The sequence below is a fragment of the Stenotrophomonas sp. 05L414_2 genome, from assembly GCF_056397905.1.
Genome location: NZ_JBFTOJ010000024.1, coordinates 1 through 16,853, shown reverse-complemented (window position 1 = coordinate 16,853; position 16,853 = coordinate 1). Strand labels below are relative to the sequence as shown.

The 16,853-nt window shown below is 68.6% G+C and carries 11 protein-coding genes; 6 read left to right on the top strand and 5 right to left on the bottom strand.

What is annotated here, in order from left to right:
* Positions 1–22: 22 nt before the first annotated feature.
* Positions 23–1,966, bottom strand: coding sequence for a M56 family metallopeptidase (locus tag AC1DJN_RS05415; RefSeq protein WP_478013552.1), 1,944 nt, complete (start codon positions 1,964–1,966; stop codon positions 23–25).
* 3 nt (positions 1,967–1,969) lie between these two features.
* Entirely contained in the window at positions 1,970–2,356 is a 387-nt protein-coding gene (locus AC1DJN_RS05410; RefSeq protein ID WP_442251726.1) for a BlaI/MecI/CopY family transcriptional regulator, read from the bottom strand.
* 229 nt (positions 2,357–2,585) lie between these two features.
* Between AC1DJN_RS05410 and AC1DJN_RS05405 the strand changes: the two genes are divergently transcribed.
* Positions 2,586–3,665 (top strand): serine hydrolase domain-containing protein, encoded by a 1,080-nt coding sequence (locus tag AC1DJN_RS05405; protein ID WP_442251725.1) that lies wholly within the window; start codon positions 2,586–2,588, stop codon positions 3,663–3,665.
* On the opposite strand, the gene AC1DJN_RS05400 is transcribed toward AC1DJN_RS05405, so the two are convergent.
* Entirely contained in the window at positions 3,662–4,777 is a 1,116-nt protein-coding gene (locus tag AC1DJN_RS05400; RefSeq protein WP_478013551.1) for an SDR family oxidoreductase, read from the bottom strand. The two genes, AC1DJN_RS05405 and AC1DJN_RS05400, sit on opposite strands and share 4 nt — an antisense overlap.
* 217 nt (positions 4,778–4,994) lie before the next feature.
* Between AC1DJN_RS05400 and AC1DJN_RS05395 the strand changes: the two genes are divergently transcribed.
* Entirely contained in the window at positions 4,995–5,339 is a 345-nt protein-coding gene (locus AC1DJN_RS05395) for a putative periplasmic lipoprotein (RefSeq protein ID WP_025876040.1), read from the top strand.
* Here the strand turns inward: AC1DJN_RS05395 and AC1DJN_RS05390 are convergent.
* The gene (locus tag AC1DJN_RS05390; RefSeq protein WP_105163208.1) at positions 5,327–6,388 is read right to left on the bottom strand and encodes a DNA topoisomerase IB; all 1,062 of its coding nucleotides are present in this window, start codon (positions 6,386–6,388) and stop codon (positions 5,327–5,329) included. The genes AC1DJN_RS05395 and AC1DJN_RS05390 overlap by 13 nt on opposite strands.
* A gap of 116 nt (positions 6,389–6,504) precedes the next feature.
* Between AC1DJN_RS05390 and AC1DJN_RS05385 the strand changes: the two genes are divergently transcribed.
* The 3 genes from AC1DJN_RS05385 to AC1DJN_RS05375 all read left to right on the top strand — a co-directional run bounded on the left by AC1DJN_RS05385 (position 6,505) and on the right by AC1DJN_RS05375 (position 13,255).
* Positions 6,505–6,894 (top strand): I78 family peptidase inhibitor, encoded by a 390-nt coding sequence (locus tag AC1DJN_RS05385; RefSeq protein ID WP_025876043.1) that lies wholly within the window; start codon positions 6,505–6,507, stop codon positions 6,892–6,894.
* A gap of 357 nt (positions 6,895–7,251) precedes the next feature.
* Positions 7,252–11,706 carry a glutamate synthase large subunit gene (gene gltB, locus AC1DJN_RS05380; protein WP_478038954.1) on the top strand — a complete coding sequence of 1,485 codons (4,455 nt, stop codon included), beginning with the start codon at positions 7,252–7,254 and terminating at the stop codon, positions 11,704–11,706.
* Positions 11,707–11,809: 103 nt separating this feature from the next.
* Positions 11,810–13,255 (top strand): FAD-dependent oxidoreductase, encoded by a 1,446-nt coding sequence (locus AC1DJN_RS05375; protein ID WP_025876048.1) that lies wholly within the window; start codon positions 11,810–11,812, stop codon positions 13,253–13,255.
* Here the strand turns inward: AC1DJN_RS05375 and AC1DJN_RS05370 are convergent.
* Complete coding sequence (locus AC1DJN_RS05370; RefSeq protein WP_442251722.1) at positions 13,241–15,664, bottom strand: response regulator; 2,424 nt, start codon at positions 15,662–15,664, stop codon at positions 13,241–13,243. The two genes, AC1DJN_RS05375 and AC1DJN_RS05370, sit on opposite strands and share 15 nt — an antisense overlap.
* Before the next feature lie 163 nt (positions 15,665–15,827).
* Here AC1DJN_RS05370 and AC1DJN_RS05365 point away from each other — a divergent pair, with 163 nt between their 5' ends.
* Positions 15,828–16,697 (top strand): methylglyoxal synthase, encoded by an 870-nt coding sequence (locus AC1DJN_RS05365; RefSeq protein ID WP_478038953.1) that lies wholly within the window; start codon positions 15,828–15,830, stop codon positions 16,695–16,697.
* Positions 16,698–16,853: the final 156 nt, after the last annotated feature.

The window sequence follows — 16,853 nt, the reverse complement described above, 5'->3', positions numbered from 1 at the left end:
CATGGCCCGGCGCTCCGCTCTGTCAGAGCCGCTCGGCCTTGCCGCTGGCCAGCGCACGCGCGATGACCTGCTCTGCCTGCTTCGCTGCCTGTGCCTGCAGCCGTGCCTGGCGCTCACCCAACGCGGCCTGTTGACTGCCCAGTGCCGCCTGCTGGCTTCCCAGCGCGGCCTGCTGGCTGGCGAGTCGGCTCATCTCGCGGCTACGCTCGGACTGCAGCGCCTGGTTGCGGGCAACCTGTGATGCGCGCTGTGCTTCGGCCGCAGCCTTGCGTGCAATCGCCGCATCATCCACCGCGCCGCGTGTAGCCCGCGCCGCTTCGGCTGCCGCTTCGCGATTGATGTCGCGATCATTGATCGCACTGCGTGCAGCCCGCGCGGCGGCGAGGGCGATCTCACGCGCCTCTTCGCCCTGCAGCCTGCCCAGCTCGCCCTGCTCGCGGCCGAGCTGGCCCTGCTGACGACCCAGCACACTCTGCTGGCGCCCCAGTTCACTCTGCTGGCGGCTCAGGTCGACAGCGCCGGCATAGGCACGCTGCAACGACTGGATCAGCATCGGATCGCGCACGACGTAGCGCTTGTCGCCCTGGCGAAACCACAGGGCGGGGCCGTCACCAAGCCGGCTGCGCGCCTGCATCACATCGTCCATGCCGGCATTGGCGAACGCCTGGCCGTGATCGACGAGAACGAAGGCCTGCTGTGGCGGCGTACCCAGATCCAGCTGGCCATGGGTGACGATGGTGGTCTGCGAGTGCGCATGGGTGCCTGCGTCCTGCTCCTCGTCTTCATTGACGTCGGCAGGTTCCTCAGGCTCGGCGGGTTCTGCCGGCTCGGCCCAGTCGGCCGGCTCTGCCGGTACCGCTGCGGCAGGCGGCGCTGCCGGTGCCGGGGGTGCTGCGGGCGGCGGCGGCGGCGCTGGCACAGCGCGCGGCGGTGCCGGCGGTGCAGGCGGGACCGGCGCGGCCACCAGCCGCATCGGCGCCACACCCACGGCCAATACAACCAGCGTCAAGCCGACGGCCAGCAGGCGCGGGCACGCCCGGTGCGACTGCAGCGACAGCAGGCGGCGCTTGAGGCTGGTGGTGCTGGGCGCTGCGCTGGCCACGCCGAGGTGTGGCTGCGGCGCCACACCCAGCTGCAGCAGCAACCGGCCATAGGCATGGCGGCTGGCACCGTGCTGGCCGACCACCGCCGCATCCACGGCTTCCTCGCGGGCCTGGGCGTATTCGCGCACGGCCAGGCGCAGCAGCGGATGGAAGAAGAACAGGTGCTGGGCCAAGGCAGGCAGCAGCCCCCACTGCAGGTCACGACGCTGCAGGTGTTGCAGCTCGTGGGTCAGCGCCAGGTCCAGCGCATCGCCCTGCAGCGCGTTCATTCCCGCCGGCAGCAGCAGCACCGGACGGAACGGCCCGACCAGCTGAGGCGCGTCCACCTGGTCGCTCATCCACAGGCGCGGCGCGCGGCGCAGGCCGTGCGCATCCGAGGCCAGCTGCAGCGCCTGCACCAGCGCCTGGTCCTCGCACGGATACGACGCCGCCAGCAGCGCACGGCAACGGCGCCATTCGCCGAAGGTCCGCAACGCCATCAGCAGTACACCGGACATCCACAGCGCTGCCAGGGCCAACGCCCACCAGGCCACCGGGGTGCTGCCGACATCACCCATCGGCGTGTTCGCCAGCAGGTGCGCCGATGCCTCCGGTGCCATCGTATATATCGCGTCCGCCGCAAGATCCACGGTCGTCACTGCCACCGCATCGGGTGCGGGCAACCAGGCCAGCTGCAGCGGTTGGCTCCACAACAGACCGACCACCGCCTGCAGCGACACCAGCCACCACAACCGGCAACGGGTGGCCGCCGCCAGTGCCGGCAGCGCGCGGCACAGCAGGTACACCAGCGCCACCAGCAGCACGGTCTGCAGGCTCGTCCAGCCCAGCCGTTCCAGCATCGGAATCAACATCGAGGTATCCATGGCTCAGTCCTCCTGGCGACGCGATTGCAGTTCGGCCACCAGCGCTTCCAGTTCGGCCAGTTCGTTGTCGCTGACCTTCTGCCGCTGCGACAGGTACGCCACGAATGGCGACACCGAGCCCTGCAGCGTGTTGTCGACGAACTGGGCAACGGCGCCCTGCAGCACGCTCTCCGGGCCACGGGTGGGCTGGTAACGGTAGACACCCTGCTGCTGCCTGCGCTGCAGGTAACCCTTGGCGCGCAGGCGCTCCATCATCGTCAACACGGTGGACCGGGCCAGTCCGCGCGGTTCGCCATAGCCGCTGGCGACCTCGCCGACGCTGGTCGGTGCCTGCTCATCCACATACTGCAGCAGGGCCAGTTCCTGGTCCCCGATGGTCTTGCCACGCATGACAACACTCCCTTGACTACACGTGTCGCTACTGTTGCCATGACGACACCTGTAGTCAACCCCCCGGAAGTCATGGGCCGACGAACGGTAGGGCGCGCAGCCGGCTTAAACCTTTTACGCCGGGCGCGCATCCGACCCATGGCCTGTCGCCTGCGGCAGCCGTCATCGCCGCCGATCTTTCCRCCCTCCGGGAACCCGCATGCCTCGCCAGACGCTACGAACCCTGCTCATGATCATCAGCCTGCTGCCCTTCGCCGCCGTCTCCGCCAACCAGGACCAGGCCAACGACCAGACCCGTCGTTTCATCCGCCAGACCATGCAGGAACAGCGCATCCCGGGCCTGCAGATCGCGGTGGTCAAGGATGGCCAGGTGGTGCTGTCGGAAACCTATGGGCTGGCCAACGTCGAGAACGGCGTGGTCGCCACCCGCAGCACCCGGTTCCCGCTCAACTCGGCCACCAAATCCTTCACCGGCGTCGCTCTGGCGCAGCTGGCACAGGACGGGCGGGTGGATCTGGACGCGCCCATCGCGCGCTATCTCGACGACCTGCCCGAAAGCTGGCGGGCGGTGCGGGTGCGCCAGCTGCTCGCCCACACTTCCGGCCTGCCCGACATCCTCGATGCTGAGGGATTGCTGGGTGGGGGCTCGGAACAGGATGCATGGCAGGCGGTTCGCGCGCTGCCGGCAGAGGCCAGGGCCGGCGAGCGCTTCCAGTACAACCAGACCAACTACCTGCTGCTGGCGCGGATCATCGCGCGGCAATCCGGCATGCCCTACGAACGCTTCCTGGCCACCGGCCAGTTCTCCACCGCGCGCATGGCACGCACCACGTTCGGCGACAGCTACGACCTGATCCCGGATACGGCGACGATGTACAGCTACCTGCCACGCGCCACCGATGCAAAGGATGCAACGCCGCGCCTGTCGCACTGGTTCTACGACATGCCGCCCAGCCTGTGGGCCGGCGGCGGCATCCTCACCACGGCTGATGACACCGCGCGCTGGTTGGTTGCATTGCAGGAGGGACGCCTGCTGGAGCAGCGCGCGATGCAGCAGATGTGGACGGCGGAACGCCTCAATGATGGCAGTGCCGGCGACTGGGCCGCAGGCTGGCCGGTGTTCAACACCGCACCCGACCTGCAGGTGGGTGGCATGGGCGGCGCGCGCTCGGCCTTCATCGTCTACCCAGAGCGCGAGCTCGCCGTTGTCGTGCTGACCAATCTGGTCGGCGCCAATCCGCAGCAGTTCATACCGCGCATCGCCGGTTTCTACACTGCCGCGCCCAAGGGCGTCGCCGCCGCGCGCTAGCCGCGCGGCCCGCCCATCACCGGCAGGATCACCCCGCTGATGTAGCTGGCGCAGGCCGGCGAGGCCAGGAACACATAGGCCGGCGACAGTTCTTCGGGCTGTGCCGGCCGCCCCATGTCACTGCCCTTGCCGAACTCGGCCACGTCCTTGGCCTGCTTGTCGGCCGGGTTCAACGGCGTCCACACCGGACCCGGCGCCACGCAGTTGACCCGGATGCCGCGTGGCAGCAACTGGCTGGCCAGCGCCTTGGTGAACGCATGGATCGCACCCTTGGTAGCCGAGTAATCGATCAGTGCCTTGCTGCCGAACAGGCCGGTTTCCGAGCCGGTGTTGATGATGCTGGCGCCCTCGCCCAGGTGTGGCAGCACTGCGCGTGCCATCTGGATGTAACCGCCGATGTTGGTCTGCAGGGTTTCCTGCAGGTGCGCATCTTCCAGGTCTTCCAGGCGCTCGCAGTGCAGCTGGAACGCCGCGTTGTTGACCAGGATGTCGATGCCACCAAACGCCTTGGCCACCTGTTTGACTGCCTTGTTGCAGAAGCGCGGGTCGCGCACGTCGCCGGCGATCACCACGCAGCGGCCGCCCTCTTTTTCCACGTGCTGACGCGTCAACTCGGCGTCCTTGGCTTCATCCAGATGCAGCACGGCAACGTCGGCGCCTTCGCGGGCGAACAGTACCGCCACCGCACGGCCGATGCCGGAATCACCACCGGTGACGATGGCTCGCATCCCTTGCAGCTTGCCGCTGCCGACGTAATCCGGCGCGAGGAAGCGCGGCGCCAGTTCCAGTGCGTGCTCATGGCCGGGCTTGGCCAGATGCTGCGCCGGCATCTTCTTCGGCTGATGGCGCGGTCCGGCCTGGGTGGCGGTCTTCTTTTTTGCCGCCTTCTTCGCCACGCGTACATCCTTCGCCTTTTCCTGGTCCTGCAGGCGCCGCTGCCGTGCTGCGACACGCGCCGCGCGCGGATCGGAAGCGGCGGCCTTGCGGGTGGCGGTCTTCACCACGCGCGGGCGCTCGGCCGTGGCTTCGGCGGCGGCGGGCGCTGCCTGGGTGCCTTTGCGTACCTTCGGCGATGCCTTGCGGCGGGTGGGGGTCTTCTTGGTGGTGGCCATGCAGGTCTCCTCGGGAGGATGGGGGTTGCCGGCCAGCGGCCGGCACTACCGGGGCGCGTGCGCCGCAGTACCGGGGGCGGCGTGCGCCGCTCGTGCAGTGTCTCCACGCAGGCTGTTGGCGGCAGTGAGCGCACTGTGTCCATCGCGTGCACGGCATTCATTCCGCCACCACGCGTGTCGTCGCACCCTGCAGGCCACAACACGAGGAACGTCCCCCATGAAACATGCCATTGCCACCGCCGCCGTCTGCTTCGCTCTCGCCGCCTGCAGCAGCAGCCCGGTCGCCCAGGTCCAGCCGATCGATGGGGTGATTTCAGGCCAGTGCCACACCGACAAGGTGCGCGGCGCAGTCGGCCTGGCCGCTTCGGGCATGACCATCGAACGTGCGCGCGTGGACAGCGACAGCCTGCACGTGCAGGTAACCCGCGGCAGCCGCGAGCGCAGCGGCAACACCGCCAGCGGCGCTGCCGATCCGGCCGCCGGCGCAGCGACGGAAGGTGGGGATCGCCTGACCATCGAAACCGGCCGCACCAACAACATCACCGCCATCTACTGCGGCTGACCTGCCTTGCGGCTGAGCCGCCGGGCCCGGCGCAGCACCTTCAGTGTCGCCTGCTCCCACTGCCGCGGGCCGCGCAGGCCCGCCAGTGCGGTCAGTTCGCCGCGTTCCCAACCGGCGAACACGCAGGGATCGATGTAGGCCTTGCGGCATACCGCTGGCGTATTGCCCAAGCGCGCAGCCACCTGGCACACCACCTCGCGTTGCGCCTTGGCCAGCGCGCGTTGGCTGGCCGGCTCGGGCAGCTCGGTGGCGGCGAAGGCCTGCACCGCCGCCATCGTGCCGCCCCAGGTGCGGAAGTCCTTGGCGGTGAAGTCCTCGCCCATCACCTCGCGCAGGTAGTCGTTCACCGCGCCCGAATCCACCGGCTGCACCTCGCCCGCGTCGTCGCGGTACTGGAACAGGGCCTGACCCGGCAGCTGCTGCACGCTGCGCACCAGCGCGCCCAGCCGACGGTCACCGACCACCACCTCCTGCAACTGCCCGGACTTGCCGCGGAAGCGCATGCGCACCCGGCCACCCCGAAGCAGGTCCAAGTGACGGTTGCGCAACGTTGTCAGGCCGTATGACTTGTTCTCCTGCGCATAGGTTTCATTGCCCACCCGCACCAGCGTGTCGGCCAGCAGCGCGACCACAACCGCCAGCACCTTCTCGCGCGGGAAACCGCTGCGCTTGAGGTCGCGGCCCAGGCGCCGCCGCAGCGCCGGCAACGCCTGGCCGAAGGCGATGGTGCGGTCGAACTTGCCGGCGTCGCGAACGGCCGCCCAGTCGGCGTGGTAGCGGTACTGCTTACGCCCACGCGCGTCGCGGCCGGTGGCCTGCAGGTGGCCATCGGCGCGGGCACAGATCCACACGGCGGTATAGGCCGGTGGAATGGCCAGCGCGCGGATGCGCTGCAGGGTGGCGGCATCGCGCACGACATGACCATCGGCATCGCGATAGGAAAAACCCTTGCCGGCGCGGACGCGGCTGAAACCGGGCTGGGTGTCATCGACGTAGCGCAGGCCGGCGGCGCGCGCGGCCTGGCGTTCGGGTGTGGGGGTCGCTGGCATGCCTGCAGTCTGCCGATCGGCGCGGCGTGGCCACGTCAATAACGCAAGACAAACACGTGAGGGCGGGTTCGCCGCTATGCTCGGCCTTTCACCGTCCCTTCCATTCCGGAGTCATGATGTCGTTCCCGATCCGCGCCCGTTCCCTCTCCGCCCTGCTGCTGCCGGCCGTGCTGGCCCTGACCGCCTGCCAGGCGCCGTCGCTGGATGAGCAGGATTCGGCCACCGCCCACGCACAGCAGGCCGCCGAGGCCGCCAAGGCGCCGGCCGACGAAGCCGGCAAGGCCACCGAAGCACCGCCGGTCGGCAACTGCGATGCCAGCCAGGTGCAGAGCCTGGTCGGCCAGCCCTACACCGAAGCGCTCGGCAAGCAGGCCCAGGAAGATGCCGCGGCCAAGCAGCTGCGCGTGCTGCACCCCAATGACGTCACCACGATGGAGTTCCTGGGCGACCGCCTGAACATCGAAGTGGACGCAAAGGACGTGGTAAGCGGCGTCCGCTGCGGCTGAGGAACCCCGCGCCGGCAAGCGTCTGCCGGCGCTTTGGTTGCGCCTGCAACCGTGTATTGCGGCGTTGCAGCAACCTGTGATCTAGTCGAGGCATCCGGTGGCCTCATGATGCGCTCCAGGAAGAGCACGGCGTGTGCGTCAGGGTGAGTGTGAAGACACTTGGCGTGCGGCCAGACAAGGCGCGCGCCGCCGCGCAGGCGAGTGCCTGCGCAAGGTGAGCAACGCCGTACGGGCGTGCGCCAAGCGGCTTCCCGACGGGCTGCGCCATGCGCGGCACACTCCACCATGACGTACAGGGCGTGCTCTACAGAGCGGGCAGGAGTGTCCCCGTTCATTTCAATCTGCATCGAGGTAGAGATGGCCCCCCGCAACCGCCAAGGGCTTTACGACCCGCGCTCCGAGCGCGATGCCTGTGGATTTGGCATGGTCGCCCAGCTCGACGACCAGCCTTCGCGCCTGCTGGTGGATACCGCCATCGCTGCGCTCTCGCGCATGACCCACCGTGGTGGTGTCGCCGCCGATGGGCTCACCGGCGATGGCTGTGGCCTGCTGCTGCGCCGCCCCGATGCCTTCCTGAAACTGCTGGCCAGTGAAGCCGGCATCGCCGTCGGCGCGCGCTTCACTGCGGGCCTGGTGTTCCTGCCGCACGATGCCGACGCCGCACAGGCCTGCCGCACACAGCTGCAGCAGCAGATCGAGGCCGTGGGCTGCAAGGTGGCCGGCTGGCGCGAGGTACCGACCGACGACAGCGTCTGCGGACAACTGGCACGCGACACCCTGCCGCGCATCGAGCAGGTGTTCGTCGATGCCGGCGTCGGCCAGGATGACGCCGGCTTCGGCCTGGCCCTGTTCCTGGCCCGCCGCCGCAGCGAACAGCAGCTGCGCGCGCACGCCGACTACTACGTCACCACGCTCAGTCCCAACGCCATCAGCTATAAGGGTATGGTGCTGCCGGACAAGCTCAGCCGCTTCTTCCCGGACCTGCAGCGGCGCGAACTGGCCTCCAGCGCCATCGTGTTCCACCAGCGCTTCTCCACCAATACGCTGCCGCGCTGGCCGCTGGCGCACCCGTTCCGGATGCTCGCCCACAACGGCGAGATCAATACCATCGAAGGCAACCGGCGCTGGGCACAGGCGCGCAGCAAGGTGTGGAAGACGCCCCGTTTCGACATCGGCGAGTTCGACCCGGTCATCTCCATGCACGGCTCCGATTCGCAGAGCCTGGACAACATGCTGGAACTGATGGTGTCCGCCGGCATGGAGCTGATCCAGGCCCTGCGCATCCTGGTGCCGCCGGCAACGCAGTCGCTGGAATTCAAGGACCCGGACCTGGCTGCGTTCTACGAGTTCCACGGCCTCAACAGCGAACCGTGGGACGGCCCGGCCGGCATCGTCGCCTGCGACAGCCGCTACGCGGTGTGCACCCTCGACCGCAACGGCTTGCGCCCGGCGCGCTGGATGCTGACCGCCGATCGTCACTTCCTGGTCGCCTCCGAAGCAGGCGTCTGGGAAGTACCGACCGAGCGCGTGGTGCGCAAGGGCAAGCTCGGCCCGGGCGAGATGATCGCCATCGACCTCAAGCGCGGTGACCTGCTCGATTCGGAGGCCATCGACCGCATCAACCGCGGCCGTGCACCGTACAAGCAGTGGCTGCAGCAGGGCGTCACCTACCTGCAGACCGAACTGATCGACCCGTCGCTGGTGGAAGAGCCGTTCGACGAAAGCACCCTGCGCAGCTACCACAAGCTGTACCAGCTCAGCAGCGAGGAAGTGGAACAGGTGCTGCGGCCGCTGGCCGAGACCGAGCAGGAAGCCACCGGCTCGATGGGCGATGACACGCCGATGGCCGTGCTCAGCCAGCGCAGCCGTCCGCTGTACGACTACTTCCGCCAGGCCTTCGCGCAGGTCACCAACCCGCCGATCGACCCGCTGCGCGAAGACTGCGCGATGTCCCTGTCCACCCAGCTCGGCAAGGAGACCAACATCTTCCATGCCGGCCCGGAGACGGTGAACCACGTCATCCTCAACTCGCCGGTGCTGAGCCAGCGCAAGCTGCGCCAGCTGCTGAAGATGGGCCAGTACGTGCAGGCCAACCGCCTGCTCGACCTGTCCTACAGCGAAGAGGAAGGCCTGCGTGCGGGCATTGAACGCATCTGCGTCGAGGCCGAACAGGCTGCGCGCGACGGCATGGTGATGCTGCTGCTGTCCGACCGCTACCCGGTGGCCGGGCGGCCGATGGTGCATGCGCTGCTGGCCACCAGCGCCATCCACCACCACCTGTCRSSGCTGGGCCTGCGCTGCGACGTCAACCTGATCGTCGAGACCGGCACCGCGCGCGACGCGCACCACATGGCCTGCCTGCTCGGCTTCGGTGCCACGGCGGTGTATCCGTACCTGGCCTACCAGACCCTGTTCGATCTCGGCCGACGCGGCATCCTCAAGCTCAGCAAGGGCGGTGAGCAGTCGCAGATCGGCCGCCGCTACCGCAAGGGCATCTACAAGGGCCTGTCCAAGATCATCTCGAAGATGGGCATCTGTACCGTGGCCAGCTACCGCGGTGCGCAGCTGTTCGAGATCATCGGCCTGGAGCCGGAGGTCGTGGACCTGTGCTTCCCCGATACCGCGTCGCGCATCGGTGGCGCCGGCTTCGCGCGCCTGGATGCCGACGCGCGCGAACTGTGCGCGCAGGCCTGGGACGCCCAGCAGGGCGTGGATGTCGGCGGCCTGCTGAAGTACGTGCACGGCGGCGAGTACCACATGTACAACCCGGACGTGGTGACCACCCTGCAGCGCGCAGCGCGCAGCGGTGACCCGCGTGCGTGGCAGCAGTACTGCGATGCCGTGCATGCGCGCCCGCCGTCGGCGCTGCGCGATCTGCTGCAGCTGGTGCCGGCGGCAACGCCGACACCGCTGGACGAAGTGGCACCGGCCAGCGATCTGTTCCCGCGTTTCGATACCGCCGCGATCAGCCTCGGTGCGCTCTCTCCCGAGGCGCATGAAGCGCTGGCCATTGCGATGAACCGCCTCGGCGGCCGCAGCAATTCCGGCGAAGGTGGCGAAGACCCGGCGCGCTATGGCACCGACAAGCGCAGCAAGATCAAGCAGGTGGCCTCAGGCCGCTTCGGCGTCACCGCCGAATACCTGGTCAACGCCGAAGTGCTGCAGATCAAGGTTGCGCAGGGCGCCAAGCCCGGCGAAGGCGGCCAGCTGCCCGGGCACAAGGTCAATGAACTGATCGCACGCCTGCGCTATGCCAGGCCGGGCATCGGCCTGATCTCGCCGCCGCCGCACCACGACATCTACTCCATCGAAGACCTGGCGCAGCTGATCTACGACCTCAAGCAGGTCAACCCGACCGCGCTGGTGTCGGTGAAGCTGGTCAGCCATGCCGGCGTCGGCACGATCGCGGCGGGCGTGGTAAAGGCCGGTGCTGACCTGATCACCATTTCCGGCCATGACGGCGGTACCGGTGCTTCGCCGGTCAGCTCGATCCGCTACGCCGGCGTGCCGTGGGAACTGGGCATCGCCGAGGCGCACCAGGCGCTGGTGGCCAACGACCTGCGTGGGCGCACCCTGCTGCAGACCGATGGCGGCCTGAAGACCGGCCTGGACGTGGTCAAGGCAGCGCTGCTGGGCGCGGACAGCTTCGGCTTCGGCACCGCGCCGATGATCGTGCTGGGCTGCAAGTACCTGCGCATCTGCCACCTCAACAACTGCGCCACCGGCGTCGCCACCCAGGACGAACGCCTGCGCGAGAACCACTTCACCGGCCAGCCCGAGCGCGTGGAGAACTTCTTCCGCCTGCTGGCCGAGGAGGTGCGCGGCTGGCTGTCGGTGCTGGGCGCACGTTCGCTGCAGGAAATCGTCGGCCGCACCGACCTGCTGCGCCAGCTTGAGGTCTCGCCGCGCGAGGACGTGCGCGTGGACCTGTCGCGGCTGCTGGCCGACGCCAGTTACCCGGGCAGCCACTGCGCCGCACAGCGCCTGTATGAATCTCCGGACAGCCTGGCCACGCAGATGGACGGCCTGCTGGCCGAGGCCATCGAACACAAGCGCGGTGGCGAGCATCGCTTCCTGATCCACAACACCGACCGCAGCATCGGCACCCGCCTGGCCGGCGCCGTGGCGCGCGCGCACGGCAACCAGGGCATGGCCGAATCGCCGCTGGAACTGCGCTTCCGCGGCAGCGCCGGGCAGAGCTTCGGCGCCTTCAACGTCGGCGGCCTGCACCTGGAAGTGGAAGGTGAAGCCAACGACTACGTCGGCAAGGGCATGGCCGGTGGCCGCCTGGTGGTGCGTCCGCCGCGTGGCGCACGCTTCGAGGCACGCAGCACCGCCATCATCGGCAACACCTGCCTGTATGGCGCAACCGGTGGCGAGCTGTTCGCCGCCGGCCGTGCCGGTGAACGATTCGCCGTGCGCAACTCCGGCGCACTGGCGGTAGTGGAAGGCGCAGGCGATCACTGCTGCGAGTACATGACCGACGGCGTGGTGCTGGTGCTGGGCAAGGTCGGCCTCAACTTCGGTGCCGGCTTCACCGGTGGCCTGGCCTACGTGCTGGACGTGGACCGCGATTTCGTCGACCGCTACAACCACGAGCTGATCGACATCCATCGCGTCTCCGCCGAAGGATTCGAGAACTACCGCCAGCACCTGCACCGCCTGATCGGCCGTCATCGCGAACTGACCGGCAGCATCTGGGCGCAGCAGATCATGGACGAGTTCCGCGATTACATCGGCAAGTTCTGGCTGGTCAAACCCAAGGCCGCCAGCATCGAGTCGCTGACCGAAACCCTGCGCCGCGCGGCGTGACACACCGCACGTGACGGATGCGCCGCATGCACTGGGCGCACCGGCTTCCCCACCGCTGTAGTGCCGGCCGCTGGCCGGCATCCGGAAATCCACAGAGTCCGCCATGAGCCGCAAGCACGCCTTCCAGTTCCTCGACCTGCCCCGGACCATGCCGCAGCGCATCCCGGTTGAACTGCGCACCTCCGGCGACTGGGGTGAGCTGTACGGAAAGTTCGGCAAGGAGGATGCGCAGTACCAGGCCGGCCGTTGCCTGGACTGCGGCAACCCGTACTGCAGCTGGAAGTGCCCGGTGCACAACGCCATTCCGCAATGGCTGCAGCTGGTGCAGGAAAACCGCATCCACGAAGCAGCCACGCTGTGCCACAGCACCAACCCGTTGCCGGAAGTGTGCGGCCGGGTGTGCCCGCAGGATCGCCTGTGCGAGGGCAGCTGCACGCTGGAAGAGTTTGGTGCGGTCACCATCGGCGCGGTGGAGAAGTACATCGTCGATACCGCGCTGGCTACCGGCTGGCGGCCGGACATGACGGCGGTGCAGCCCACCGGCCACACGGTGGCGGTGATCGGTGCCGGCCCCGCGGGGCTGGCCTGTGCCGACCGCCTGGCGCATGCCGGCATCACCGCGGTGGTCTACGACCGTTACGAACAGGTCGGTGGCCTGCTGCAGTTCGGCATCCCCAGTTTCAAGCTGGACAAGGACGTGATCCGTCGTCGTCGCGACGTGCTGGAAGGCATGGGCGTGCAGTTCCGCCTCGGCGTGGAGATCGGCCGCGACATCAGCCTGCAGCAGCTGCTGGACACCCACGATGCGGTGTTCGTCGGTACCGGCGCGTATCGCTACACCGATGGTGGCCTCGACGGCCAGGACCTGAAGGGCGTGCTGCCGGCATTGCCGTTCCTGGTGCAGAACAGCCGCATCGTCGGCGGCGATGATCCGCAGGGCCGCCCGATCGCCGGCTGGGAAGACCAGATCGCCCTGCCCGACCTCAATGGCAAGCGCGTGGTGGTCCTCGGCGGTGGCGACACCGGCATGGACTGCGTGCGCAGCGCGGTGCGACTGGGCGCGGCCAAGGTCACCTGTGCCTACCGCCGCGACGAAGCCAACATGCCGGGCAGCGCGCGCGAAGTGGCCAACGCGCGCGAGGAAGGCGTGCGCTTCCTGTTCAACCGCCAGCCGCTGTCGATCGAAGCCGGCGCCGATGACGAAGTGATCGGCGTCACCGTCATCGAGACGCGCCTGGGCGAACCCGATGCCAACGGCCGCCAGAACGCGGTACAGATCGAGGGCAGCGAGTCGCTGCTGGAAGCGGACGTGGTGATCATCGCGTTCGGTTTCTCGCCCAGCGTGCCGTCGTGGCTGGCCGAGCATGGCGTGGAGGGCCAGGCCAACGGCCGCATCCTCGCCGGAGGCAAGGGCAAGCTGCCCTTCCAGACCGCACATCCCCGTCTGTTCGCAGGGGGTGACGCAGTGCGCGGTGCCGACCTGGTGGTGACCGCCGTGGCCGAAGGTCGCGACGCCGCCGCCAGCATCGCCCGGCTACTGGCGCACTGACAGATCGAGCGGCATCAGCACTGCGGCCAAGGTGGCATGCAGTGCCTGGCGGTCGACCGGCTTGGCGATGAAATGATCGATGCCAGCGTCGAGGCAGGTCTGGCGGGTACTGTCGAGCACGCTGGCGGTCAACGCGATGATCGGCACCCTTGCCGCGTCGGCACGGGGATCGGCGCGGATCGCGCGGGCCAGGGCAAAGCCGTCCATGCCCGGCATGTGGCAGTCGGTGATGACCAGCGCGAACCGTTGCGTCTGCCACGCCTGCCAGGCCTGCTCGCCATTGGCTGTGGCATGCACCTGCAGGCCCAGATCCCGCAGCTGTCGCACCAGCAGCTGCAGGTTGGTGGGATGGTCTTCGGCAACCAGTACCCGTACCGGCGGCAATTCGTGCAGGCCAGCCGCATCATCACGATGCTCCACCGATGGCGCCTCGCAGGCCGGCAGGTACAGGTCCAGCCACACCGTGGTGCCCACGCCCGGCGTACTGCACAGGTGCAGTTGCCCGCCCATCGATGCCGCCAGGTCCCGGCAGATCGCCAGGCCCAGGCCGCTGCCACCGAAGCGCCGGGTGGTGGAGGCGTCGGCCTGGGTAAATGCTGCAAATACCGCCCGCTGGCGCTCCCGGCTGATGCCCACGCCGGTATCGGTCACCTGCAGCCGCAGTTGCTGGCCGTGCGCGCGCTGCTGCAGCACCCGCACCTGCAGGTCCACCCCACCGTGCAGGGTGAATTTCAGCGCATTGCCTGCCAGGTTGAACAGGATCTGGCGCAGGCGCAGCGCATCGGCCAACGATCCACGCTGCAGCGCAGGATCCACCTCGCAGCGCAGATGCAGCCCTTTGCTTGCCGCCACCGGCACCAGCAGGCGCTGCACCGCACGCAGCAGTTCGGCCAGGTCGGTGGGCAGGCACTGCGGTGGCTGTGGGCCGGACTGCAGGCGTTGGCTGTGCAGGACGTCATCAAGGATCTGCCGCAGCATCTGCGCGGCATCATCGATGGTCGCCAGTACCTGGCGCTGGCGCGCATCGAGTGCGCCGCCGCCGAAGCGCTCCAGCATTCCCAGCAAGGTGCTCATCGGCGTGCGGATCTCGTGGCTCATGGTGGCCAGGAAATGGCTCTTGGCGGCAGCATCCTGCTCAGCATCACGCCGCGCATCGTTCAGTGCCTGCGTGCGTGCGCGCGCCTCGGTGACATCCATCCAGTATCCGCTCCATTCCACGCCGCTGTCGCTGCAGGCAATCGGGCGCCCGTGCGAACGTACCCAGCGCCAGCCGTTGGGGCCGCGCGTGCGGAAGGTGATGTCGATGGGCCCGCGCACCAGCGCGGCGGCATCAACGCAGGCCAGCACCGAGCGGCGGTCCTGCGGATGGACTGCTGCCAGCAGGCTTCCATGGTCGACCCGCGCGGTATCTACGCTGATCCCGAACAGGGCATGCACATCGCCGGCAATGTGGGGAACGCTGTACTCGCCGGTGCTGCTGCGCCGCGCCTGGTACACCACCGCCGGCAGGTTGGCGGTGACTTCCTGCAGCCGCTGCTCCAGCGCCTGCCTGCGCAGGCCTTCGCGGTGCAGTCGCCAGTAACCGAATGCATGCACCAGGCCCATTGTCAGCAGCATCAGCAGCACCGCGATCAAGCCGCGTAGGGGCGACACCGGCGGCACGTGGCCGCGGCGAGGGGATGTCGAGACCCAATGGGCCCGCAATGCCTCGCGCTGTTCCTCCGTCATGCCCGCCTGCAGTTGGTTGAAGCGATCCACCAAGTGCGCGCACGCCGGCAGCGCAGCCAGTACCAGTGCGTCGCTGAAGCCGGCCGGCGCCGCTACGTCCAGCGCGCCGCCAGGCTGATCGCGCAGCGCCGCTTCCACTTCCACCAGGTTGCCCACCACTGCATCGATCTGGCCGCTGATCAGCAGCTGCAGCGCCTTGTCCAATGCCGCCACCTGCAGCAGCGGCACATGCGCGCCCGACTCCTCCAGCACCCTGGCAAGCGGCACGGTGTCGAGGCTGGCCACGCCGCGACCGTGCAGTCCGTCCAGGCCGTGGATCGGCAGCGCGTCGGGGCGTCGCACGATCACCTGCGGCACCTGCAGGTAGGGCACGCTGGCCACCCAGCCTTTCGGCGTCTGCGCGCGCGGCCAGCCAAGCACGGCGTGGGTCCCGGCAGGCAGCGCGGCAGCGGCCAGCGCCGTCGCCGCGACCGGTGTGGCACGCAGCGTGGGCACCTGTTCCTGCAGCAGCGCCAGATAGGCGGCCACCAGCCCCTGTGGCGTGTCGTCCTGACTGGACGACAACGGCGCACGGTCAGCGGGATAGGCAAGCAGGATGGGGCCTTCGCACTGTCCGGCCCAGGCCGGCGCCGACAACAGCGACAGGGCGGCGATGCGGGCCAAAGGGCCAGCGACATTCACGGTGGACATCCTCATGTCGCAGGCAGGGGCATGGCCGCATCGCGGTGCGACCTCCTGCCACGCTAGCGACGCCCCTGCCAGCAACAATGAGGAAATTTGTAAAACCCTCCGAAACCGTCAATAGCGACATACACTGCCGCTTCTACCGATCCCGGAGCTTTCGATGCGCATCGGCCTGGCCGCCAACCGTCTCCATCACCACGACGCGCGCGCGGCACTGTTCCGCTGGCTGCGCGCCAGCGAACCCGGGCTGCGCGAACTGGGCGTGACACTGTGTGCGGTCGGCCGTACCCACGACGCGATCCAGCGCAACAGCTTCCTTGCCGGCTACGACGGCCTGCAGCGCTATCCCTACGGTCGCGACGGCGGCTTGATGAAACTGGTGGCCGAAGTGGTGGGCATGGGCGCCGAGCGTACGCTGGACGGTGCGGTCTATCTGATGGATCCGGTGGACCCTTCCTCGGTTTTCCCCGAGGCGACCGCGCTCAAGCGCCAGTGCGTGATCCACGGCAAGCCTTTCATTTCCACCGTGGCCACCGCCCGCGACTGGATCGAGGTGGAGCGCATCCATGCTGGCCTGGCTGCCGATACAGGCGCCRACGACCTGCATGCRTTCGAASGGCAGACSCTGGCGTTGATCGCGCACGATGCGATGAAGCCGGCGATGCTGGCCTTCGCCGATGAACACTTCGACGTACTGGCGCGCTTCGGCGAACGCGTCGCCACCGGTACCACCGGCCAGCGTTTGAACGAGTTGGCCTGGAGCCGCGGCTGGCCAGCGGATGCGGCATGGGTGACGCGCTACCAGAGCGGGCCGATGGGCGGCGATGCGCAGATTGCCGACCGCGTGCTGGAAGGCCGTTGCCAGCGCGCGATCTTCTTCGAAGATCCGCACGTGGCGCGCCAGCACGAAGCGGACATCCAGCTGCTGGAGCGGGCGGTGACCACGGTGACCGATCAGGCGGTGTGCATCACCGCGCCGCGCGTGGCTGCGCGGTGGGCGGAGGCGGCGGCCCTGCGCGCGGGTCGATGAGGTTTGCGGCCAACGGCTGAGCCGCTCGTGGTGGCCGTTCAGATCAAAAGCCGTGCTTGGCCGGGCGGGGTGGATTGCGCAGGGGTCGCTGCAAGTACGTCCATGTAAGCTCGGTCGCCGCATCCATGCGGCTCACGCCCCTGCGCAACCCACCCC

Bases quoted from the DNA above. Each gene is read 5' to 3' on its own strand.
- AC1DJN_RS05400 (WP_478013551.1), bottom strand. From the start codon at position 4,777: ATGGCCACCACCAAGAAGACCCCCACCCGCCGCAAGGCATCGCCGAAG.
- AC1DJN_RS05405 (WP_442251725.1), top strand. From the start codon at position 2,586: ATGATCATCAGCCTGCTGCCCTTCGCCGCCGTCTCCGCCAACCAGGAC.
- AC1DJN_RS05385 (WP_025876043.1), top strand. From the start codon at position 6,505: ATGTCGTTCCCGATCCGCGCCCGTTCCCTCTCCGCCCTGCTGCTGCCG.
- AC1DJN_RS05415 (WP_478013552.1), bottom strand. From the start codon at position 1,966: ATGGATACCTCGATGTTGATTCCGATGCTGGAACGGCTGGGCTGGACG.
- AC1DJN_RS05410 (WP_442251726.1), bottom strand. From the start codon at position 2,356: ATGCGTGGCAAGACCATCGGGGACCAGGAACTGGCCCTGCTGCAGTAT.
- AC1DJN_RS05390 (WP_105163208.1), bottom strand. From the start codon at position 6,388: ATGCCAGCGACCCCCACACCCGAACGCCAGGCCGCGCGCGCCGCCGGC.
- AC1DJN_RS05395 (WP_025876040.1), top strand. From the start codon at position 4,995: ATGAAACATGCCATTGCCACCGCCGCCGTCTGCTTCGCTCTCGCCGCC.
- AC1DJN_RS05375 (WP_025876048.1), top strand. From the start codon at position 11,810: ATGAGCCGCAAGCACGCCTTCCAGTTCCTCGACCTGCCCCGGACCATG.